Genomic DNA, 22,839 nt, shown 5'->3' on the forward strand with positions numbered 1-22,839 from the left:
ATGAATAGTCCGGTTAGTATACTCTTAAAAAAACTAATTAATTTTGAGCGTCAGAATGTCACGGCGGTTTACATTCAAATAGCCCAACAGATTAGTAATGCCATTCAGCGAAGCTATTTTACCGAAGGTACCGCTTTGCCCGGCACCCGCAAATTAAGTGCTTTATTAGAGATTAATAGAAATACAGCGGTAGCGGTTTATGAGGAATTAGCATCGCAAGGATGGGTAGATATTGTGCCTAATAAAGGTGTGTTTGTATTAATGCCTGAGCAAAAAACAGCACCTATTAAAGCACCTTATGCTGGTTTAGAAACCTTACATGATTATCCAGAAACTACAGGTTTTCCTTTTCAGTCGTCTTTACATTTGGCAGCCACACCACAGGTAGCAGTTAGTAATGCGGTTATAAACGATGGGCAACCGGATTTGCGTTTGCATCCAACCCACCAATTTGCACGTTGGTATAGCGCATCAATGAAGCGCAGTGCTTTAATTTCTAAATGGAACCAGTCTAACGAACAGTCGGCTACCCGTTTTCATGATCATTTGTGTAACTACTTAAATGCTACCCGCGGATTTCATATAAAACCCCCCAATATAATGAGTACACGTAGTACGGAAATGAGTTTGTATATCGTTTCGCAGTTACTAATTAAGCAAAATGATGTGGTGCTTGTGGGCGATTTAAGTCATTATCAATCCAATATGATTTTCCAACAAGCGGGTGCGAATATTATAACCATACCAGTAGACGAACACGGATTGGATGTTGATTATATAAGCAAACACTTTACAAAAAACAGTATCCGTTGCGTATATGTTTGTGCACATAGGCAATATCCAACAACTGTAACGCTTAGTGCCGAAAGACGTTTAAAGTTATTGCAATTAGCAAAAACTTATAAGTTTGCTATTATAGAAGATGATTTTGATTACGATTTTCAGTTTGATGGTTCTGCTATGTTGCCTATGGCAAGTTCCGATGCTTACGGCGTGGTTATTTATTTAGGGAAACTAGGACAGTCCTTTTTTCCGAGTTTTCAAGTGGGTTTTGTTGTAGCACCACAAAATATTATTAACGAAGCTAAAAATTACTTGCAAATTGTAGACAAACAAGGCGATTTAATTCAGAAGCAAATGCTTTCTGAGCTTATTTCGGAAGGTGAAATACACCGATTAATTAAAAAAAACATGACTGTTTATAAGGTGAGGCGCGATTATGTGTGTGAAAAATTAGAAACACATTTTAAAGCCTATGCTACCTGGGAAGTTCCTAGCGGTGGTTTGGCTATTTGGTTGCAATTTAATCCACGAATTTCACTAATTGAACTCGCAAAAAAAGCTGCTGAAAACAATTTGTTTTTACCAAGTACCATTCTTTATCAAAATAAAGATGTTTGTGCTATAAGGTTTGGTTTCGGACACTTAAATGAAGCGGATATTGATGGGGTTATTCAAAAACTAGAAACAGCTTATAAACTTTTGGAGTCCTAAAAAACAGGTGTTATGCTATAGGGAATTCCGTTTTACAAATTTCACAGCGGTATTGGTGACGCGTATGAAAAGGTAATGAGCCAAATAGTAAGCCTATTAAAAATGCTATAAAGGATTTTAAATTGTTGATAGTTGAAAAAAGAATAACCTGGTTATTGTGGCAATTAGGACAACGTATTGGCTGACCCGAATCGTCTAGAGAATAACTAGAAATAGATTTTAATATAGCAATAGCCTCAGCTTCTTGTTCGGTATATACCTTTAGTTTTACTCCTCCAATAGCGTTACTCACTATAGGATTGGTGTCAATAGTTGTATTGTCTGACAGAAATACAGCAATACCTTCCGCTTCCAAACGCCCTTTTATAATTTCGGCCTCTGTGCTGTATTGAAACACGCTAATGGTTTTAAAAGTATCTGTCATAGGGTGTGAAAATACGGAAATAAAACCTTCTAGAATAATAGTGCTATTATATATTTAATTATTGTTTATCGATAATTTTTTTACATTTGTTATTGTTAAACGATAACTTTAGTCATGAGAAAATTAACTATTTTAAAGAGTATTATTGATTTTGTATGGATTTTAAGCTGTATTCCTATTCTGATATTTGGCTTAGGGTTGGTTATTTATATATTTTTTAATGCAGATTTTTTAAGCGTTATGGAGATAGAAGGCTTTAATTCTGATTTACCTTTATGGTTAAAACAAATAACGGTACTCATTTTTTATATAATAGCTTGTAGTGTTATTTATGCTTTATTTTTATTTCGAAAAACCTTAAGATACTTTCAGAAAAGGAAGCCATTTCATAGTTATGTTATAAATACATACAATACAATTGGCAAAATTTTAGTTGTTATTGGTTTGTGTAGTATGTTAATGATGCTTACTATGAGTTTAATTTCTAGTAGTAAACTAGTAATAGGTTTAGGAGTAAGTCCTTATTTAGTAATGATAGCTCTCGGTTTATTTTTTATGGTATTAAGTGAATTATTTAGGGTAGCCAGAGAAGCTAAACAAGATAGCGAATTAAGCATATAACTATGGCTATATTTATAAATTTAGATGTGCAGTTAGAAAAACGAAATATGAAAAGCAATGAGTTAGCAGATCAAATTGGTATTACCGCGGCCAATCTGTCTATTTTGAAAACAGGCAAAGCACGCGCCATTCGGTTTTCTACTTTGGATGCTATTTGTAAAACTTTAGATTGCCAACCAGCTGATATTTTAGAATATGTTCCGGGTTAATTTTGTGAATTACTTTTAATTTCAAATGTGCTTCAAAAAACAAATTCAGCTACCTTTATACCCATGTATGCACTGGTAGATTGTAACAATTTTTATGCGTCTTGCGAACGCGCTTTTAACCCCGGTTTAAATGGGAAACCCATAGTTATTTTAAGTAATAACGATGGCTGTGTTATTGCACGAAGTGATGAGGCAAAGGCACTCGGGCTGCCTATGGGTGCGCCTATTTTTAAATGGGAATCTTTTTGCAAAGCAAATCAAATTCAAATATTCTCATCCAATTATGCCTTGTATGGCGATATGAGTAGTCGGGTTATGAAAATTCTGCAACAGTTTACACCGGATGTGGAGGTTTATAGTATTGATGAAGCTTTTTTACAATTTAAAGGCTTTGATAATTACGATTTTAAAGATTACGGCATTCAAATGCGAAAGCGTATTTTAAAATGGACCGGTATTCCAACAAGCGTTGGTGTGGCTCCAACCAAAGCATTGAGTAAAGTGGCCAATAAAATAGCTCGAAAATTCCCTAAGGAAACACAAGGTGTTTATGTTATAGATTCGGAAGAAAAACGCATTAAAGCCCTGAAGTGGCTGGATATAGAAGATGTTTGGGGTATTGGACGTAGGCTATCCAAACGCCTAAAAGAAAAACAGATTCATAAAGCTTATCAGTTTACTCAACTTTCAGATGCGTGGGTGCGCAAGCATTTTTCGATTACCGAATTAAAACTCAAAAAGGATTTAGAAGGTGTAGAAAGTATGCTTTTAGATGAGGTGGTCAATAAAAAAGCAATAGCCACCACGCGAAGTTTTGAATATACATTCTCGGATATTGATAATATAAAAGAGCGTATTTCAACTTTTGCCACCAGTTGTGCCGAAAAACTACGAAAACAAGAGTCTAACTGTTATGTCATTCTTGTTACAATTAGCAGCGATAGGCATAAAACAGATGCGCCACAACATCGTGCGAGTAAAATAATTAATTTATCGTATCCTACCGATTCTACCTTAATTATAAGTCGTGAAGCGGTAAAAGCGGTGACAGAAATTTTTAAAACGGGTGTAAAATATAAGCGAGCAGGTGTTATTGTTATGGGGTTGGTGCCTAATAATAATTATCAATTGCATTTGTTTGAGCATGAAAACCCCAAACATAAACCGCTGATGACTACCATAGATCAGTTGAACAAAAAATACCAGAGTCATAAAATAAAATTAGGTAACCAAGACCTAAACCGCACGTGGAAAATGCGTCAAGAGCGCTTATCGCCTAGATATACAACGCATATAGCAGATATTATAAAGGTAAAATAGTAGCAATTACTAGTTGTTAAACGTAGTACATGGTTGCTTTTTTATGGAACACGTGAGATTGTGTTAAAACAGATTCTGATTATCGGTTGTTATTTACTTAGAATTGAAACCAATTCTGGTAAATTTTACCTTAAGAAAATTATTGAAAAATAGTCTTTTTAATTCAGTTTGTTAATCTCGAGAATTTAGCATAATTCACTACATTAGTAGCTAAAAACCGATATGGAAATAAAGCGTACAACAAACCTAACTTTTTTTACACCTGACTTATCGGAAAATTTAGGTGCTGTTTTTCTAGACACCGGAATTTCCGCAGGATTCCCTTCGCCAGCAGAAGATTTTAAAGAAGAACGCCTTTCTTTAGATAGCATGTTGGTGAAAAATAAAATGGCTACATTTTATGCCCGAGTTTCAGGGCAAAGTATGATTGATGCTGGACTTGATGATAATGATTTGCTTGTTATTGATAGAAGTTTAGAACCTGCTCATAACCGTATTGCAGTTTGCTTTTTAGATGGTGAATTTACCGTAAAACGCTTGCGCGTAGAACCAGATGGTGTTTGGTTACAACCTGAAAACGCTAAGTATAACCCCATAAAAGTTACCGAAGAAAACGAATTTATCATTTGGGGTATTGTAACCAATGTGATTAAAAAGGTATAACCTACCGATACAATTTGTCTAAAGAAAAATTACCAATCCTCCATGATAGAATTATCTGTACTTGATATTACTTTAATCCTTGTCTTTTTTGCCATTACCCTCTTTATAGGTGTTTATGTTTCTAAACAATCTGGAAAATCGGCTTCCGAATATTTTTTATCAGGCCGAAATATGCCTTGGTGGTTACTAGGTGTTTCTATGGTGGCAACCACCTTTTCAACCGATACACCCAATTTGGTTACCGATATTGTAAGAACAAACGGTGTATCTGGAAACTGGGTATGGTGGGCTTTTCTATTAACCGGATTATTAACCGTTTTTGTATATGCTAAATTGTGGCGAAAATCGGAAGTTAATACTGATATCGAGTTCTACGAATTACGCTATGGCGGTAAGGCTGCCAAGTTTTTAAGAGGATTTCGAGCTATTTACCTCGGTATTATATTTAATATTTTGGCCATGTCGGCTGTAACATTAGCGGCCATTAAAATTGGTGCTATTATGCTTGGGTTGGAGCCATGGGAAACGGTTATTTACGCCGGAACGATAACCGTTTTATTTAGTGCTTTAGGAGGTTTTAAAGGGGTGGTTTATACCGATTTTATTTTGTTTTTTACTGCTATGGCTGGTGCTTTAGGTGCGGCTTATTATTTGGTAGGTTTACCGGAAGTGGGCGGACTAGAAGCGATGTTACAACATGAAAACGTAGTAGATAAACTTAATATCTTACCAGATTTCACAAATACCGAAGCACTGATTACCTTATTGATTATTCCCTTGGCAGTACAATGGTGGAGCTCTTGGTATCCGGGAGCTGAACCTGGTGGTGGTGGTTATATTGCGCAGCGTATGTTAGCAGCCAAAAATGAAAACCATGCTATTGGTGCGACCTTCTTTTTTAATATTATGCATTATGCGTTACGTCCTTGGCCGTGGATAATTGTAGCCTTAACATCGTTAGTGGTGTTTCCAGATATTGCCAGTATACACGAAGCCTTTCCGTTAGTAGCGGAAGATAAATTAGGGCAAGATTTGGCTTATTCTGCCATGTTAACCAAATTACCAAGTGGTTTGTTAGGTTTGGTATTAGCATCGCTTGTAGCGGCTTATATGAGTACTATTTCAACGCATTTAAATTGGGGTGCCTCATATATTGTAAACGATTATTATAAACAGCAAGTTGATCCAGGTGCTTCCGAAAAACAATTGGTAGCTGTTGGGCGTATTGCAACTGTTGTATTAATGGTTTGTAGTGCATTGTTAGCACTTGTATTAACCAATGCTTTACAACTGTTTGATATTATACTTATGTTTGGTGCGGGTACCGGACTAATCTTTATTTTACGTTGGTTCTGGTGGCGTATTAATGCTTGGAGTGAAATTTCGGCTATGTTAGTTTCGGGTGTGGTTTCTATTATTTTGAACTTTACGGATTTTGGAATTTATTGTTTTGGTGCAGATGGACTTATGCCAGGATGGGCAAAATTCCCGATGATTGTTTTGGTAACGACTAGTGTTTGGTTAATTGTTACGTTCTTAACTCAGCCTGAAAACGCCGATGTTTTACGTGCATTTTATAGTAAAATTCAACCGGGTGGTCCTGGTTGGAATAAAGTGGTAAACGAGGCGCGTGAAGATCATGTAGAACTTGTAGATGCTAAAGCAGGTTGGTCTGTACCATCTGGTATATTGGCCATGCTTGTGGGTTGTGCACTAATTTATAGTGTTATGTTTGCTACAGGGTATTTTATATATGGTTATTATTTAAAAGCTATTATGTTGAGTGTAGCAGTATTGATTTTCGGGTTTATTCTTATTAAGCTTTGGAAAAAAATTAAGGTGAATATTCTTTAGTTTTTTTAATTCACTGACCACCGATTATTCTCTACTTCTTTAATCTAAATAAAAAAAGACCTTACAATTAAGTAAGGTCTTTTTTATATGATAGTAATCCGTTAGGCTTTAATCAGCTAAAATGATTACTTTATTATCTTTCATTTCTAATGTTCCAGATTTGATTTTAAGAGTTAATATTTTCTTATCATCGTTATGTGGAATAACAGATGCATGTAACTCATCAAAAACAAGATGACTTTGTGTGTGTGTATTGATTTTTACAACACCTTCTTTTAAAACCGACACGATAGGTGCGTGATTTTGTAAGATTTCGAATTCACCATTAACACCAGGTACAATTACCGAGTCTACTTCTGAATTAAATAAGGTAGCTTCTGGCGATAAAATTTCTAAATACATATTGTTTATAGTTATTTGTTATTAGTTAATGGTTTTGAGATAATAAGAACATCTCTCAACTAAAAACTAGTCGCCAATTAGGCTTCAGCTAACATTTTCTCACCAGCTTCAATAGCTTCTTCAATGGTTCCTTTAAGGTTAAATGCTGCTTCAGGTAAGTGATCTAATTCACCATCCATAATCATATTAAATCCTTTGATAGTTTCTTTTATATCAACTAACACGCCAGGAATACCTGTAAATTGCTCAGCTACGTGGAAAGGCTGTGATAAGAAACGTTGTACACGTCTTGCTCTGTTTACAGCTAATTTATCTTCTTCAGATAATTCTTCCATACCTAAGATGGCAATAATATCTTGTAATTCTTTATAACGTTGTAATAACTCTTGTACACGTGTTGCACAGTTATAGTGCTCATTTCCTAAAATGTCTGGAGCTAAGATACGTGATGTAGAATCTAATGGATCTACAGCAGGATAAATACCTAACTCAGCAATTTTACGTGATAATACTGTTGTTGCATCTAAGTGAGCAAAGGTAGTTGCTGGAGCTGGATCCGTTAAATCATCCGCTGGTACGTATACCGCTTGTACCGATGTAATAGAACCTTTTTTAGTTGAAGTAATACGCTCTTGCATAGCACCCATTTCTGTTGCTAAGGTTGGTTGGTAACCTACGGCAGATGGCATACGACCTAATAATGCCGATACCTCAGAACCTGCTTGTGTAAAACGGAAAATGTTATCTACGAAGAACAGTACATCTTTTCCTTGACCATCACCAGCACCATCACGGAAATATTCAGCAATTGTTAAACCAGATAAGGCTACACGTGCACGTGCTCCAGGTGGTTCATTCATTTGTCCAAATACGAAAGTTGCTTTAGATTCTTTCATGGCTGTTTTATCAACTTTCGCTAAATCCCATCCGCCATCTTCCATAGAGTGCATGAAATCATCACCATAACGGATAATTCCTGATTCTAACATTTCGCGTAGTAAATCGTTTCCTTCACGTGTTCTTTCACCAACACCTGCGAATACAGAAAGACCACCGTGACCTTTAGCAATATTATTAATTAACTCCTGGATTAATACCGTTTTACCTACACCGGCACCACCAAATAAACCAATTTTACCACCTTTAGCATAAGGCTCAATTAAATCAATTACTTTAATACCTGTAAATAAAACTTCTGTAGAAGTTGATAAATCTTCAAATTTTGGTGCTTGTCTGTGGATTGGCAAACCAGCATCTCCTGATTTTGGTAAATTACCAATACCATCAATAGCATCACCAATTACGTTAAAAAGACGTCCGTAAACATCTTCACCAATAGGCATTTGAATTGGTGCACCAGTTGCAACCACTTCGGTTCCTCTACTTAAACCATCCGATGAGTCCATCGCAATAGTACGAACCGTATCTTCACCAATGTGAGATTGTACTTCTAATACTAATATAGATCCATCAGCTTTCTTGATTTCTAAAGAATCGTAAATTTTTGGAAGTTCAGAACCTGCTCCGAATTCGACATCGATAACTGGACCTACAATTTGTGCAACTTTACCTGTAACTTTTGACATTACTTATGTGTTTAATATTATGCAATTTAATTCAATGAAAACACCTACTGTTTTCGCGCTGCAAAGATATGAGTTTTAATTTAAAAACCATATTAAAAATCGGGGCTTTTTTTGACATAAAAAATGCTCCCGATTTGAGAGCATTTTTTTATTGTTATTTAAACCAAGTTTTATTGTAACTGTGGTGGGTAATTTGTTGGGTATTCTCCAGCATCTAAAAGATTACCTGAAGCCTCAAAGTTACTACCATAAGTCGCATCAATAGCTTTCATCATCTCATTAGCTACTATTGCATAACCACGAGCTGTTAAGTGTACACCATCTAAACTTATTAAGCCACCTCTTACTAATGCTGTGTTATAAACATAGTTTCCTGATGGGTAACCTGTAGTTGCTGCTTGTTCTAAAATACCTTTGAAATCTACCACTGCTAAACCTTTTGTAGCTGCAACAGATTCTATAGTACTATTATAAGCATCCGTTGCTGCAGTGATAACTGCTTGTTCACTTGGTATTAAAGTCCACTTATCTTCTAGAGGCAAAGTAATACCTTCTACTGAAAACTGTTGTGCAACGGCTGCCGATAAGCCTTGTGCTTGAAGGGCTGCTGCATAATCCTCGTTTACTTCACCAATTATTGAACTACTAGGTAATACAAATAAATCGGAAGCTGTAGCTTGTCTTGTTTGACCATAAGTAGTTCCTAATAATTGTGCTACTATTGGAGCAGCTGCGGCAGGAATACCAAACTGAGCAATAAAGGCTGGAAATGTAGGACTTGCATTTAAAGCAGCTGTAATTTGTGCTGAAATATCTGTTAAAGTTTCATCTTTAATTACAACGGCACTAGCTTCTGTTTCTGAAAATACCACACTACGTTCCGATTCTCCTAAGGCAACATAAATTTGGTTTATAGCGCCAAAAATTGAATTTAACGTTGGTATTTGATTTCCGAAATCCGGATTTGTAGGATCTAATGGATTATAAGGTACCGTAGTGAAGTGTGCTAATGTAGCAATATAAGGTACGTTAGTAACAACACCCTTAGCGCCATTTATGGTTAATGCATCTACGGCAGCATTAAACGATGCGGCAAATACATTTGGATCTGTTATATCATTTGTTCCATATGTTGTAGGATCAAAATTTCCTGTTTGGTTTACACCAGTTCCACCAGAGGTAGCAAAACCAAGTACATCATTACCACCTATTTCAGATAGTGTGAAAAATGTTGGGGCTGCACCAGCAGCATCACCTAATACTGTAGCAGTTGGGCTAGAAGCCATACGACCAAAATATGGGTTTAAGTTACCGTAACCAGCAACACCTAAATGGAAACTTTTTAAACCGGGAATACCGTAGTTATTAAACGGTCCTGATAAAACATCAGTTATTTGTGTAGTTGGTGTTGCGTCTAATACGGTTGGGCCACTACCATCAAAATAAAGCCTTGGAGCTGATACAACTGTTGATCCTAAAACAAACCCACCAATATTATCGGCCATTAATGGTTGTGTGAATGTTCCGCCCTCTGCTAAAGCAAATTTTTGCGATAGCATGTTAGGAAAGGAGTTTTGTTGTGCAGCTATAAATAGGGCATTATCTGTAAATCCTGCAGAGAACGAAGCACCTACTGCCACATATTTAGTAAAATCCGCTTCACCTTTTACTAAAGCTGGTTTTGGAGCTTCATCGGTTGTAGAACCATCATCATCACTACTACAAGCCGATAGGGTTATACTTGCAGTAAGTAAACAAATATATTTTATATTTCGTGTTATCTTTTTCATCTTCTTATAAGTTGTTAATTACTATTGATGCATAATACATAGAACCTATGTAACCTGTACCGATTGCTGTGAAATATTCATCACCTAATACGTTTGTAGCACCGATTTTAAATACGGATTTGATTTTTGGAACCGTGTAGCTTAATTGTGCATCTACAGTATGGTAAGAAGGAATATCACCATCACCAAAAGTAGCTTGCCAGAAGTAAGAATCTGTCCATCTCCATGCTACGTTAAAACCTAAGTTTTTAACAACATTGGTATTACCAAAAGCCATTTTTACTTTATGCTCTGGTGTGTTAAAGCTTGTTCTGAAATCAGGATACTTCTCTTGATCAAATTCTTGTTTAGTATAGGTATAATTAGCTGATAAATCATAGTTTCCAAATACCTTAGTAGATAAACCAATAGCAGCACCATAGGATTCAATATTAGCATCCGAATTTGTATATGTTTGATACGCTTTGAAATCGCCATTTTGTAATGCTAATAATGATAACGAGTTGTCTCCAACCTGACCGTATAAAGGAACTACTACTGTTTCATTCGAGATAAAATCTGAATAAGAGTTGAAGTATACACTAGCATCAATAATTAAACGTTCTATTTTACCACGATAACCAATTTCAATGGATGTTACTTGTTCAGGCTTAACAATGTCGATATCAGAAGCAACTGGTGCTCCGTTTTCAACAGAGTTTAAAGTAAAAGAGTTTTCGTAAGCGGCACGACCTGCAATTACAGAAGTTGACCCTTGTCCTAATAACTGACCACTTGCACTTACAGAGTAAGTTCTAACATCACGATCTAAATTAGATTCTGCCGAACCAACTAATATAGCACGACCGGCATCTAAACCTATATATAAATCTTGTGTTGTTGGATTTCTAAATCCAGTTTGGAAAGATCCTCTAATATTATGATTTTCATTTACAGTAAATCCTGCAGAAATCCTTGGAGATAAAAACCCTTCAAATAATTCAGACTTGTCATAACGTAAAGATCCAGTCAATTTAAGTTTTACAGTTTCGTTTAAGTCTAATTCTTTTTGAACCTGCGTGTAAATACCAAATTCTGAATAACGGATAGGACCATCAAAATCGGTATAAATAGTTCCGAAAGAGTTTAAGTCGTACTGTCTGAATGATCCACCTACTTGTATTTCAGCAAAATCAATTAAGTGACTAAAGTTGTAATTAGCGTCTGAGTGGTAGTATTTAGATGCATCTTTGAATTGTGATCCTTGTGTTAAATCAGGATTTGCAATTACTTTATTAAAAGCGTCTTGAAATTCAGGTGTACCTGGCTGTAATCGACCTTGGTCAGCTGCTGATCTAGCGGCTTCATGAGCTTGGTCTTCTGTTGCACCACCTAGTGTTGCGCCAGCGAATGTGTTTATATAATCGCCAAACCAATCTTCATCACTTTTCCAAGCACGGTTAATATTAATACCGGTAAAAACCATATCATAAGAATCACCTGCTTTATCAGCAACTACATAACCTCTTAAAAAGAAATTATCATTTCTTAATTCTAATTTATGTTGTTGTTGTGTGAAGTTATCAATGTTGTAACGGTTTGTTCCTTGGTATATAGTTGTACCAGTACCTACCTTACCAACATAAGCAATTTCGAAATCGTCTCCCCATGGTCTGTAGTATAATCCCCAGTCAGCTTTTACGCTTTCGGCATTATATTCAGTAAGGTCGCGTTCTTCATAACCTGTTCTACTTACTTCAACATTAGGAATAATTCCTAAACCTCCTGATGCAGCTCTAATATTTGTAGAAACTTCATCACCATAAATGTTATAACCATCATAGCCAACATCTGCACGTGTTGCACCTGTTCCTGGCTTTCCTTCGTAGTTGCTAGCAACCCAATCCGTACCACTTAACCAACCAAAGTTAACTTTAGCGGCAAATTTGTCAGAGAATTTATGAGCCATACGGATACCTACATCTGTATAACTGTTGTCTCCACCTGCATCTTGTGAAGTGATACCTTGTTTTACGTGGCCACTAATACCAGTGTGATCAAATGGGTTTTTACTACGCATAAAAAGAATCCCATTAAAGGCATTTGCACCATATAGGGCAGAAGCTGCACCTGGTAATAATTCCACACTTAACACATCTGTTTCAGTCATACCTACTAGGTTACCAATAGGGAAGTTTAATGCGGGTGTAGAGTTGTCCATTCCATCAACTAACTGCATAAAACGCGTATTAGAAAATGAAGCGAAACCTCTAGTATTTATAGATTTGAATGTTAAACTATTTGTATTAACATCAACACCTTTAAGATTTTCTAATCCATCATAAAAATCAGCAGAAGCTGTATTTTTAATTTCTTTTAAACCAAAACGTTCAACGGTTACGGGTGACTCAAAAATACGTTCGGGTGTTCTAGAAGCTGAAATAACAACTTCATCTAAAGAGGTCCCTTCTGTAAGGACAAGTTTTACTGAATCGCTGCTTGAAGTAACTTCAGTAGTTGCCGATTCGAAACCAATACTACTTCCTTGAATAGTAAAAGGTGGGTTTTGGGAAACTGTTAAGGTAAAGGCGCCATCAAAATCGGTTATCGTACCGGTTGCTGTGCCTACAACAATGACATTTGCTCCAGGAATTGGTTGTTCGTTGCCGTCCACAACTGTTCCTGAAATTGTTGTTTGTCCGAACGTTAGCACGCAAGAAAACAACAATAAAATTGAAAGAATTGATCTCATTTTTTCGTTTAAGTTAGTTATTATAATAGCAATATAGATAATTATAATAAAACTTAATAAAAAAATTCGGAAAATTATGCGTGCATAATAAGAAATACTCAAAACAAGGGGGCTTGTTTTGAGTATTTCTTAAAATACAGAGGCTAAATTATGAATTACTCGACCGTTACCGATTTTGCTAAATTTCGAGGTTGATCAACATTTTTACCTAGCATAACTGCAATATGGTAAGAGAGTAATTGTAAAGGAATAGTTGTTAATAAAGGAGACAGAGACTCTAAAGTTTCTGGAACTTCAATAACGTGATCTGCTAATTGCTTCACACTAGAATCGCCTTCCGTTACAATACCTATAATTTTTCCTTTTCTAGCTCTTATTTCTTCAATATTACTAACTACTTTTTCATAATGGCCTTTTTTAGTTGCAATAACAACTATAGGCATTTGTTCGTCAATTAGGGCTATTGGTCCATGTTTCATTTCGGCAGCAGGATAACCTTCTGCATGGATATAGGAAATTTCTTTAAGTTTTAACGCGCCTTCCAATGCAACAGGGAAATTATATCCACGACCTAGATATAGGCAGTTTTTAGCATTTTTATAGATATCAGCAACAGCTTCAATATGACTATCAGATTGTAATGCTTTAGCTACTTTTTCTGGAATAAGTTCTAACTCTTGTAAGTGGTAGTGGAAATCTGACTTAGACATGCTACCTTTATTCTTAGCTAATTTTAAAGCTATCAATGTTAGGACTGTAATTTGTGTTGTAAAAGCTTTTGTTGATGCGACCCCAATTTCAGGACCAGCATGCGTGTAAGCTCCTGCATGTGTTTCCCTTGCAATAGATGATCCTACTACGTTACAAACACCAAAAACAAACGCCCCATTAGATTTTGCTAATTTAATAGCTGCTAATGTATCGGCTGTTTCACCTGATTGAGATATAGCAATTACGACATCTTTATCGGTTATAACTGGGTTTCTGTATCTAAACTCAGAAGCGTATTCTACTTCTACAGGGATACGTGCTAAGTTTTCAAAAATATACTCGGCAACTAATCCAGCATGCCATGATGTTCCACAGGCAACAATAATAATACGATTGGCATTTAGGAAACGCTCTATATTATCGTCAATTCCTGCCATCCTAATAATGCCTTCTTTTGCTAATAAACGCCCTCTGTAGGTGTCTTTTATGGCATTAGGTTGTTCAAAAATTTCTTTAAGCATGAAATGTGGATATCCTCCTTTTTCTATTTGCTCTAAGTTCATTTGTAATTCTTGTACATAAGGAACTACTAACGAATCATCTTTGATTTTTCTGATTTTAATCTTTTTACCAAGTCTAATGATAGCCATTTCCTCATCTTCTAAATACACGGCATTTTTTGTGTACTCGATAAATGGAGATGCATCACTGGCAATAAAAAAGTCGTTGTCACCAATACCTACAGCTAAAGGGCTGCCTAAACGTGCAATAACAATTTCGTCGGGTTTATTTTTATCAAAAACGGCTATGGCGTAAGCACCAATAACTTGATTTAAAGCAATCTGTACGGCTTTACCAAGTTTTACGTTTTCTTTGTTTTTTACGTCTTCAATTAAGTTTATTAAAACTTCTGTATCGGTATCTGATTTAAAAGTATAACCTCTTGATATTAACTCTTGGCGTAGGGAATCGTAATTCTCTATAATACCGTTATGTATAATAACAAGATCTCCAGAGTTGGAATAATGTGGGTGTGCATTAACATCGTTAGGTACACCATGTGTTGCCCAACGGGTATGACCAATGGCAATATGTCCTTCTGTAGTTATTTCTTTAGCAGCTAGCTCTTCTAGATCGGCTACCTTACCTTTTGTTTTGCATACTTTTAAATTGCTGCCATCAAAAAGTGCAACCCCTGCACTATCATAGCCTCTGTATTCTAATCGTTTTAATCCTTGGATTACTATTGGATAAGCCTCTCTATGACCTATGTAGCCTACTATACCACACATATGTATTTAGTTATTTGGTTCGGTGTAAAATATTTTAAATTCAAGTTTTGAGTCTTCCGGTACATTAGGATTACTTCCATAAAGTACAGTTCCTCTTGGTGATAAAACCGAGCCATTTGGCGCTTTTCTATCTAAAACGTTTAATAAACCTGCATTGGTTTGTAAATTAATGTTTGATGTTACGTAAACACCTAGTTTAAGGTTTGTAGAGTCACGTAATAATACATTGTTTACATGTTCTGTTAATCGAATTTTATAACGTAAACCTTCATCACTGTCGCCACGTTTTACTCTACTAGAATGGTACGTTCGTGAATTTAAAGGATCGGTTGTTGTTACTGTAGGGTCTAAGTAATAATCAACAATAGGGGTGTTGTTGTTTAGATCGTACAGGATAATTCGTTCTGGTTCTTGTCCAGAATTATTTACAACATTTTGATTAACATATAGGGTTAAATTAGCTTCATTAATAAGCCATTTATCCTTTTTACTTTTAAAGTATTCTAAGGTTGAAACAGTATTACCGTCATCATCTAGCATGTCGCCAGTAAATAAATCGATAACACCAAAGCTACCTTCACCACCTTTGATATAAACAGATTCATCGCCATTTACCATATCGGTTGTAGCAGTTGCGTTATCTATGATGTTTTCAACAGCAGCTGAATTTTCAATGGTGTTTAAGGTATTTCCTGTAAATGTCATTGTAATGGTGCGTTCATCGCGTTCTTCAGTTGTGTCATCATCTTCGTCCGAAATATCGGTGCTGAAAGTAATAACAATACTCGCGTTTGCAAAATCCATTAAGGCCATATGGCCTGCTGTTCCCAATTCTTCTGCTTTAAAATATAAGCCTCTAAAGTAATTTTTAAAGTTATTAGCATTACTTAATTCTGTATGCGACTCAGGGTCTTCTGTATTGAAAAAGAATAAATTGTCCCAGAAATTATCTGAGTTATCTAAATCTGCTTCTAACCCTGGAGCACTTCTACTAATTTCTTGATCTAAATCATCTTCACCTGTTTCTTCATCAATTTCATATTCAATTATAGGTGTGCTATCAGGTAGGTAAGTATCATTCGTGTAAAATACTTTACCTGTATAATTGTTGAAATTAATAGTTTCATTGGCATTTGAATAGAACTTTTGAGGTTCTACTTGATCTGTACTAGGATCATAATCACGTAAAAAATAGGTATTTTCGTAGATAGATAGTTTGATGGACTGATTGGCGCCATATATCGAATCTAACGAGTAAACACTGTTGCCGTCATCATCTGTATCATCAACAGTTGAAAAGAAAGGTACAATTAATTTAACAGATTCCACTTGTGGGTCTTCTCCAAAGCTAAAGTCGAACGAAGTAGGAACTACTTGCGATACAATACTAGCAGTTGTCTTACCGTAAACATTGTCTGTATACACTCCTAATAAATTAGAACTTAAACTATTTGTTTGTACGGGTTCTAATTTTTGGTCGTACATGGTAGCAGAAATTAATCTGCCATTTGTAGTAAAATCTTTAATACCTTCTATATCACTTTCAATTGTAGAGAAATCTTTCTCACAAGCTACAGCTGTAAGCAATAAGCAGCCTAACACAGCAATGGATTTATAGAACTTCATTGTTTTTTTCATAGTAAATATTTAGCACAAAGTGTTTAGCTTAATACCTGGGTATTGTAAAATTCCGCATAGGCTTCACCAAACTCATCTTTGGGCTTGTAATCTAAAACAGGTTTTTTAGAATCTTTTAAATGTTTTGTTAAATCTTCAGGAAGGTCTTCAGAACCAATAATTAAAGCATCGGAATGATCTATAGCAACTTTCATAACATTGTCATAAGTTGGGTCTTCCAGTGTTTTAATGGCGTCTTCGTTAATGTTATCGAATTTAATTTTATTAAACATGTCTTTGTTTAACGTGCCGTCAAAACTTTTACTATAAACAGAAGTAACTATTTTACTCTCGTTAAATAAAGGCTCATCTTTATAGTATTCTTTTAGGTATAATGGTAGAAGTGATGCCAACCATCCATGTACATGAATAATATCTGGCGACCAATTTAATTTCTTAACGGTTTCAATCACACCTTTGGCAAAAAATATAGCACGCTCATCATTGTCAGGGAATAATTTTCCGTCCTCGTCTGTAAGTGTGGCTTTACGTTTAAAGTATTCGTCGTTATCTATAAAATAAACTTGTATTCGCTCTTTAGGAATAGACGCTACCTTGATAATTAAAGGCATATCTAAATCATTAATAACTAAATTAATCCCAGAGAGCCTAATAACTTCGTGTAATTGATGTCTACGTTCATTAATATTACCATATCGTGGCATGAAAATCCGAATTTGTCCGCCTAATTGATTCACCATTCTTGGTGTTTCAAATGACATGGACGAAATTTCTGTTTCTGGTAAATACGGTACAACTTCAGATGATACATATAATATCCTCTTATCTTTCATAATATTAAATGGCTTTTGAAGATTCAAAATAAAAAACACGCAAAATTACAAAAATTTATGCAGATTGCCCGTAAAATATTAAGTTTGCACGCGTTAAATTTATATTAAGTGACCATATTTACAAAAAAAGAGCAAATTCAAGACTACTTGAAAGCTCTAAAAACGGATGAGATGACCATTGGTTTTGTGCCAACAATGGGCGCTTTACACCAAGGACACCTTTCTCTTGTGTCTGAAGCTCTTACAAATAACGACTGGGTAGTTGTTAGTATTTTTGTAAATCCGACACAGTTTGACAATCAAGCCGATTTAAAAAATTATCCCCGAACCTTAGAGCGTGATACCGAGCTTTTAGCTACAGTTTCTAAAAACATTGTGGTTTATGCGCCGGAAGTAACTGATGTTTATGGAGCAGAAACGAAATCTGAACATTTTAGTTTTGATGGTTTAGAATTTGAAATGGAAGGTCGTTTTAGGGAAGGACATTTTGACGGTGTTGGCACAATTGTGAAACGCTTATTTGAAATAGTGCAACCCAATCATGCTTATTTCGGACAAAAAGACTTTCAGCAATTGGCTATCATTAAAAAGCTAGTTGAAAAGCAAGGCCTTGCAGTAGAAATTCATGGTTGTCCTATTTACCGAGAGTCTACCGGTTTGGCATTAAGTTCTAGAAACGAGCGTTTAAAGCCAGACTATAAAGCAGTGGCACCATTTATTTTTGAAACATTAAAAACTGCCAAAAAACAGTTTGGCACAAAACGTGCGGAAGAAGTTATAGAGTGGGTTGAAAAAGCCTTTGAAAACCAGCCATTATTAGAGTTAGAGTACTTTATAATAGCCGATGAACAGACTTTGAAGCCTATTGTTGAAAAATCTGAAAACCAAACATACAGAGCGTTTATAGCGGTCTATGCTGACGATATTAGACTTATTGATAATATCGCATTAAATTAATTACCTTTGTCACATGCAAATTCAAGTCGTAAAATCTAAAATTCACCGCGTAAAATGTACCGGTGCAAAACTTCATTATATTGGTAGTATTACTATTGATGAAGATTTAATGGAAGCTGCCAATATTATTCAAGGTGAAAAAGTTCAAATTGTAAATAATAATAATGGTGAGCGCTTAGAAACCTATTGTATTCCTGGTCCACGAAACAGTGGCGAAATTACACTAAATGGTGCTGCTGCTAGAAAAGTTTCGCCAGGTGATATTTTAATCCTAATAACCTATGCGTTTATGGATCTTGAAGAAGCTAAAGTGTTTAAGCCTGCTTTAGTATTTCCAAATGAAGAAAATAACCTGCTAAACTAAATAGTGAAGCAAACATTAGTAAAATATCTTAAAATTATACTCCCAATTCTATTGGGAGTTTTTTTAATAGGGTATTCCTTGTCTAAAGTTCCATTAACTGTATTGTGGGATTATTTTAAAAATGCTAATTATTTCTATATCGGTTTAGGGTTGCTCTTTGGCTTTTTAAGTCATTTGTCTAGATCTTACCGTTGGTTGTTTCAGTTGGAACCTATGGGGTATACTGTAAAATTACCAAATAGTTTCATGGCTGTATTTTCGGCCTATCTTATAAATTATACTATTCCACGTGCAGGAGAAGTTGCTCGAGCGTCCATATTGACTACGTATGAAGGCGTCCCGTTCGAAAAGGGATTTGGTTCTATTGTAGCTGAACGTTTTGCCGATTTAATTATGCTAGCCATAATAATCGCAATAACCTTAGTTTTACAATTCGATTTTATTTACAATTTTTTTATGGAGCGTTTTAATCCTGTAAACCTCATAATTTATATGCTTATAGCTGTTCTTATAGGAGGTATTGCATTTTATTACATCCAAAAAAGCACTCGTGGTTTAGGTTTAAAAATTAAAACCTTTGTTAAAGGCTTGCTAGAAGGTGCGTTGAGTGTTTTTAAAATGAAAAAAAAATGGGCCTTTTTAGGGCACACACTTTTTATTTGGGTTATGTATGTTCTAATGTTTTATACTACAACCTATTCGGTTGATGCCCTACATGGGATTCCTTTAGGAGCTGTTTTAATTGGGTTTATTTCGGCAACCTTTAGTATTGCGGCTACTAATGGTGGAATAGGGTCTTATCCTGTAGCTATTTTTGCTGCCTTTTCAATTTTTGCTATTCCCGAGACGCCAAGTATTGCTTTTGGTTGGATTATCTGGTCATCGCAAACCTTACTTATCATTCTATTAGGTGGTTTATCTCTAGTTTATCTGCCCATTTATAATAGGAAGCGTCAAGTTTCTTAATGTAGTTTTGTAACTGTTAGCTTGTATTTTATTCGTAATTGATGAAATAGTTTAGGCATATTTTTAATAACTTGCCCTAAATAATCTATCCTATCAAAATGAAAAAACTAGCTGTCCTATTTATTCTGTTTTTTTGCGTTTCGCTTTTACAATCTCAAGTTATTTACCACCCTTTAGAATCGGTAAAGTTAGGTGAAACACGTGAAATTAAAATTCAATTACCTCGAGGTTATGATGCAAATCCCGATAAGCATTATCCAGTAATAGTTGTTTTAGATGGCGATTATTTATTTGAAGCTGTAGCAGGAAATGTTGATTACTATTCCTACTGGGAAGATATGCCAGAAAGTATAGTTGTAGGTGTTAATCAGGCTGGTACACGATCGGCTGATGTCATGTATTCGGAGCAGAACTCATTACCAATAGAAACAGGTGCGGCGTTTTATGAATTTTTAGGCGTAGAACTACTTAATTATATAGATGATACTTATCGTACCGTTCATTTTAGAGGTATTATTGGTCATGATCGGACGGCAAATTTTATAAATTATTTCCTCTTAAAATCACAACCATTGTTTCAGGCTTATATTGTGGTAAGTCCAGATTTGGCAGTAGATATGCAAGGGTATTTAACAGAAAAACTGCCTAAAATTGAAACAAAAACATTTTACTATTTAGCTACTTCAGAAAATGATATTGCCAAATTAAAAGCAGGTACGGAGTCATTAGGTACAGGTATTGCTGGCGTTAAGAATGATAATTTGCTTTTTAAGTTTGATACGTTTGACCATGCGTCTCATTACGCACTTCCCGCTCATGCTATACCCAATGCTTTGGAGGATATCTTTTTCGTTTTTCAGCCTATCAGTAAAACGGAGTATCTTAATACAATTTTAAAATTAGAAGGTTCGCCAGTAACATATTTAACTGAAAAATACGAAACTATTAAAACGCTGTTTGATATAGATAAACCCATTCTAATTAATGATTTTAATGCTATTGAAGCAGCTATCAATAAAACAGAGAAATATGAGTATTTTGAAGATTTAGGAAAAGTTGCTCGTAAAGAATATCCCGATACATTGCTAGGAAACTATTACATTGCGCGTTTTTATGAAGAAACTGGTGAGCAGAAAAAAGCCATGAAGGCATACCAGACAGCTTATGTATTGCAGGAGATAGGTGGGCTAACAAAAGACGAAATGTTGCGTCGTGCCGATGCTATAAAAGCCGATTTCGGATATTAATTAACGTATTATATTAAAGCTTTATTTAAAGGATGGCTAAAGTAAAAACAACTTTTTTCTGTCAGAATTGTGGATCACAATATAGTAAGTGGCAAGGGCAGTGTACAGCATGTAAGGAATGGAATACTATAGCAGAGGAACTTATTCAGAAGCCGGAAAAGAGTGATTGGAAAACACCATCAGCATCCGCAAACAAACGAGCTTCGAAGCCGTTATTAATTAATGAGATTGATGCTTCTCAGGAGGCGCGTATGCAAACCGATGATGCGGAGTTCAATCGTGTTCTTGGTGGTGGTATTGTACCAGGTTCATTAACACTTTTAGGAGGGGAGCCTGGAATAGGAAAAAGCACCTTGTTACTTCAGATAGCTCTAAAATTAGCCTACAAAACGCTGTATGTATCTGGGGAAGAGAGTCAGAAGCAAATTAAAATGCGTGCTGAGCGTATCAACCCCAATAGCAATAACTGCTATATTTTAACAGAAACAAAAACACAAAATATTTTTAAACAAATAGAGGCATTGCAACCCGATTTTGTGATTGTCGATTCTATTCAAACTCTTCATAGCGATTATATCGAGTCGTCTTCTGGCAGTATTTCTCAAATTAAAGAATGTACAACGGAGCTAATTAAGTTTGCCAAAGAAACAGCAACCCCAGTTTTATTAATTGGACATATTACCAAAGATGGTAATATTGCAGGGCCAAAAATTTTAGAACATATGGTAGATACGGTGTTGCAGTTTGAAGGTGATAGAAATCATGTGTTTCGCATTTTGCGAGCTAATAAAAACCGCTTTGGTTCTACTAATGAATTAGGTATTTATGAAATGCAAGGCTCTGGACTTCGTGAGGTTTCAAACCCGTCAGAAATTCTAATTACTAAAAAAGACGAAGAGCTCTCAGGGAATGCTATTTCGGCAACTCTGGAAGGGATGCGTCCGCTTATGATTGAGGTTCAGGCATTGGTGAGTACAGCTGTATACGGAACGCCACAGCGTAGTGCTACGGGTTTTAATGCTAAGCGTTTAAATATGCTTTTGGCTGTATTGGAAAAGCGTGCAGGATTTCGATTAGGGGCTAAAGATGTTTTCCTAAATATTACAGGAGGAATTACTGTTGACGACCCCGCAATAGATTTAGCTGTTGTTGCTGCTATTTTGTCTTCAAATGAGGATGAGCCACTTCCTAAAGATTATTGTTTTGCTGCCGAAGTAGGGTTGTCTGGCGAAATACGTCCTGTGCAACGTGTGGAACAGCGAATCTTAGAAGCAGAAAAATTAGGGTTTTCAACTATTTTCGTTTCTAAATACAATAAAATTGCACTAAAAAATACCGCAATAAAAATTAATCTGATTTCTAAAATTGAAGATTTAGTCGATTTTATTGTTTAACTTTTCATTTCACGTAGTGGAGTTCATGGGCTCTCATGTTTAATTGTTTACTTATTTTCTTAATTTATCGTTTTTAGCGCTTTTCTACGGATGTAATTTCAACGCTCACTCTATAAAGTGTGAAAAAAACCGACAAATCGCTGTATAGCATCTAAAATCAGTTGATTAGCTTGAAAAATTATAAAAAAATAGGCTAATTATATTAAAGATACGTCGTATCTTTGCAAACCCTTTTTTAAAAGACGCTTAAAAATGTCATTTAAATTTAAAAATCACGACTAATAATCGTGACAAAATAATAAGAATTACTACACCTTGTGTAGCCCCCAAATAATTAATAGCT

Annotated in this window: 19 protein-coding genes; 11 read left to right on the top strand and 8 right to left on the bottom strand. The window is 35.5% G+C overall.

The genetic code is table 11. From position 1 onward, the window contains the following. The gene (locus ACW5R3_RS02440; protein ID WP_456578034.1) at positions 1-1,494 is read left to right on the top strand and encodes an aminotransferase-like domain-containing protein; all 1,494 of its coding nucleotides are present in this window, start codon (positions 1-3) and stop codon (positions 1,492-1,494) included. Between the two features lie 10 nt (positions 1,495-1,504). Here ACW5R3_RS02440 and ACW5R3_RS02445 read toward each other — a convergent pair whose 3' ends face one another. Further along, positions 1,505-1,918, bottom strand: a complete 414-nt coding sequence (locus ACW5R3_RS02445) for a DUF2007 domain-containing protein (RefSeq protein WP_456578035.1) — start codon at positions 1,916-1,918, stop codon at positions 1,505-1,507. A 114-nt stretch (positions 1,919-2,032) separates the two neighbouring features. Between ACW5R3_RS02445 and ACW5R3_RS02450 the strand changes: the two genes are divergently transcribed. From ACW5R3_RS02450 to ACW5R3_RS02470, 5 genes are all read left to right on the top strand, one after another. Further along, positions 2,033-2,539: a DUF2975 domain-containing protein gene (locus ACW5R3_RS02450; RefSeq protein WP_456578036.1), complete on the top strand. Its 507-nt coding sequence runs from the start codon at positions 2,033-2,035 to the stop codon at positions 2,537-2,539. 2 nt (positions 2,540-2,541) lie between these two features. Further along, a complete protein-coding gene (locus ACW5R3_RS02455; RefSeq protein ID WP_456578037.1) occupies positions 2,542-2,748 on the top strand; it encodes a helix-turn-helix domain-containing protein in 207 nt (68 codons plus the stop codon). A gap of 63 nt (positions 2,749-2,811) precedes the next feature. Then, entirely contained in the window at positions 2,812-4,068 is a 1,257-nt protein-coding gene (locus ACW5R3_RS02460; RefSeq protein ID WP_456578849.1) for a Y-family DNA polymerase, read from the top strand. 222 nt (positions 4,069-4,290) lie between these two features. Further along, on the top strand, positions 4,291-4,731 hold the full coding sequence (locus tag ACW5R3_RS02465; RefSeq protein WP_456578038.1) for a LexA family protein: 441 nt from the start codon (positions 4,291-4,293) through the stop codon (positions 4,729-4,731). Between the two features lie 42 nt (positions 4,732-4,773). After that, a complete protein-coding gene (locus tag ACW5R3_RS02470; RefSeq protein ID WP_456578039.1) occupies positions 4,774-6,585 on the top strand; it encodes a sodium:solute symporter family protein in 1,812 nt (603 codons plus the stop codon). 108 nt (positions 6,586-6,693) lie between these two features. Here ACW5R3_RS02470 and ACW5R3_RS02475 read toward each other — a convergent pair whose 3' ends face one another. From ACW5R3_RS02475 to ACW5R3_RS02505, 7 genes are all read right to left on the bottom strand, one after another. Next, a complete protein-coding gene (locus ACW5R3_RS02475) occupies positions 6,694-6,987 on the bottom strand; it encodes a FoF1 ATP synthase subunit delta/epsilon (protein WP_456578040.1) in 294 nt (97 codons plus the stop codon). A gap of 77 nt (positions 6,988-7,064) precedes the next feature. Next, positions 7,065-8,573: a F0F1 ATP synthase subunit beta gene (gene atpD / locus ACW5R3_RS02480; protein WP_456578041.1), complete on the bottom strand. Its 1,509-nt coding sequence runs from the start codon at positions 8,571-8,573 to the stop codon at positions 7,065-7,067. Positions 8,574-8,743: 170 nt separating this feature from the next. Next, positions 8,744-10,363, bottom strand: coding sequence for a G-D-S-L family lipolytic protein (locus tag ACW5R3_RS02485; protein ID WP_456578042.1), 1,620 nt, complete (start codon positions 10,361-10,363; stop codon positions 8,744-8,746). Positions 10,364-10,367: 4 nt separating this feature from the next. Beyond that, positions 10,368-13,094, bottom strand: a complete 2,727-nt coding sequence (locus ACW5R3_RS02490) for a TonB-dependent receptor (protein WP_456578043.1) — start codon at positions 13,092-13,094, stop codon at positions 10,368-10,370. Positions 13,095-13,249: 155 nt separating this feature from the next. Beyond that, positions 13,250-15,097: a glutamine--fructose-6-phosphate transaminase (isomerizing) gene (gene glmS / locus ACW5R3_RS02495; RefSeq protein ID WP_456578044.1), complete on the bottom strand. Its 1,848-nt coding sequence runs from the start codon at positions 15,095-15,097 to the stop codon at positions 13,250-13,252. Between the two features lie 6 nt (positions 15,098-15,103). Then, positions 15,104-16,735, bottom strand: coding sequence for a DUF4270 domain-containing protein (locus tag ACW5R3_RS02500; RefSeq protein ID WP_456578045.1), 1,632 nt, complete (start codon positions 16,733-16,735; stop codon positions 15,104-15,106). A gap of 23 nt (positions 16,736-16,758) precedes the next feature. Then, positions 16,759-17,568 (bottom strand): glycogen/starch synthase, encoded by an 810-nt coding sequence (locus ACW5R3_RS02505; RefSeq protein ID WP_456578046.1) that lies wholly within the window; start codon positions 17,566-17,568, stop codon positions 16,759-16,761. Between the two features lie 108 nt (positions 17,569-17,676). On the opposite strand from ACW5R3_RS02505, the gene panC reads away from it, so the two are divergent. The 5 genes from panC (at position 17,677) to radA (ending at position 22,496) form a co-directional block, all read left to right on the top strand. Further along, positions 17,677-18,525: a pantoate--beta-alanine ligase gene (gene panC, locus ACW5R3_RS02510; RefSeq protein ID WP_456578047.1), complete on the top strand. Its 849-nt coding sequence runs from the start codon at positions 17,677-17,679 to the stop codon at positions 18,523-18,525. Between the two features lie 13 nt (positions 18,526-18,538). Further along, the gene (panD, locus tag ACW5R3_RS02515; RefSeq protein WP_456578048.1) at positions 18,539-18,889 is read left to right on the top strand and encodes an aspartate 1-decarboxylase; all 351 of its coding nucleotides are present in this window, start codon (positions 18,539-18,541) and stop codon (positions 18,887-18,889) included. A 3-nt stretch (positions 18,890-18,892) separates the two neighbouring features. Further along, the gene (locus ACW5R3_RS02520) at positions 18,893-19,855 is read left to right on the top strand and encodes a lysylphosphatidylglycerol synthase transmembrane domain-containing protein (RefSeq protein WP_456578049.1); all 963 of its coding nucleotides are present in this window, start codon (positions 18,893-18,895) and stop codon (positions 19,853-19,855) included. 98 nt (positions 19,856-19,953) lie between these two features. Next, a complete protein-coding gene (locus tag ACW5R3_RS02525; protein WP_456578050.1) occupies positions 19,954-21,102 on the top strand; it encodes an alpha/beta hydrolase in 1,149 nt (382 codons plus the stop codon). Between the two features lie 32 nt (positions 21,103-21,134). Next, positions 21,135-22,496: a DNA repair protein RadA gene (gene radA, locus ACW5R3_RS02530; protein WP_456578051.1), complete on the top strand. Its 1,362-nt coding sequence runs from the start codon at positions 21,135-21,137 to the stop codon at positions 22,494-22,496. Positions 22,497-22,839 lie beyond the last annotated feature (343 nt).

The organism is Algorimicrobium bowmanii, from assembly GCF_054031195.1.

What these genes read in the sequence shown, in the direction of transcription:
- ACW5R3_RS02440 (WP_456578034.1), top strand. Translation starts at nt 1, where the DNA reads ATGAATAGTCCGGTTAGTATACTCTTAAAAAAACTAATTAATTTTGAG.
- ACW5R3_RS02445 (WP_456578035.1), bottom strand. Translation starts at nt 1,918, where the DNA reads ATGACAGATACTTTTAAAACCATTAGCGTGTTTCAATACAGCACAGAG.
- ACW5R3_RS02450 (WP_456578036.1), top strand. Translation starts at nt 2,033, where the DNA reads ATGAGAAAATTAACTATTTTAAAGAGTATTATTGATTTTGTATGGATT.
- ACW5R3_RS02455 (WP_456578037.1), top strand. Translation starts at nt 2,542, where the DNA reads ATGGCTATATTTATAAATTTAGATGTGCAGTTAGAAAAACGAAATATG.
- ACW5R3_RS02460 (WP_456578849.1), top strand. Translation starts at nt 2,812, where the DNA reads ATGTATGCACTGGTAGATTGTAACAATTTTTATGCGTCTTGCGAACGC.
- ACW5R3_RS02465 (WP_456578038.1), top strand. Translation starts at nt 4,291, where the DNA reads ATGGAAATAAAGCGTACAACAAACCTAACTTTTTTTACACCTGACTTA.
- ACW5R3_RS02470 (WP_456578039.1), top strand. Translation starts at nt 4,774, where the DNA reads ATGATAGAATTATCTGTACTTGATATTACTTTAATCCTTGTCTTTTTT.
- ACW5R3_RS02475 (WP_456578040.1), bottom strand. Translation starts at nt 6,987, where the DNA reads ATGTATTTAGAAATTTTATCGCCAGAAGCTACCTTATTTAATTCAGAA.
- atpD (WP_456578041.1), bottom strand. Translation starts at nt 8,573, where the DNA reads ATGTCAAAAGTTACAGGTAAAGTTGCACAAATTGTAGGTCCAGTTATC.
- ACW5R3_RS02485 (WP_456578042.1), bottom strand. Translation starts at nt 10,363, where the DNA reads ATGAAAAAGATAACACGAAATATAAAATATATTTGTTTACTTACTGCA.
- ACW5R3_RS02490 (WP_456578043.1), bottom strand. Translation starts at nt 13,094, where the DNA reads ATGAGATCAATTCTTTCAATTTTATTGTTGTTTTCTTGCGTGCTAACG.
- glmS (WP_456578044.1), bottom strand. Translation starts at nt 15,097, where the DNA reads ATGTGTGGTATAGTAGGCTACATAGGTCATAGAGAGGCTTATCCAATA.
- ACW5R3_RS02500 (WP_456578045.1), bottom strand. Translation starts at nt 16,735, where the DNA reads ATGAAAAAAACAATGAAGTTCTATAAATCCATTGCTGTGTTAGGCTGC.
- ACW5R3_RS02505 (WP_456578046.1), bottom strand. Translation starts at nt 17,568, where the DNA reads ATGAAAGATAAGAGGATATTATATGTATCATCTGAAGTTGTACCGTAT.
- panD (WP_456578048.1), top strand. Translation starts at nt 18,539, where the DNA reads ATGCAAATTCAAGTCGTAAAATCTAAAATTCACCGCGTAAAATGTACC.
- ACW5R3_RS02525 (WP_456578050.1), top strand. Translation starts at nt 19,954, where the DNA reads ATGAAAAAACTAGCTGTCCTATTTATTCTGTTTTTTTGCGTTTCGCTT.
- radA (WP_456578051.1), top strand. Translation starts at nt 21,135, where the DNA reads ATGGCTAAAGTAAAAACAACTTTTTTCTGTCAGAATTGTGGATCACAA.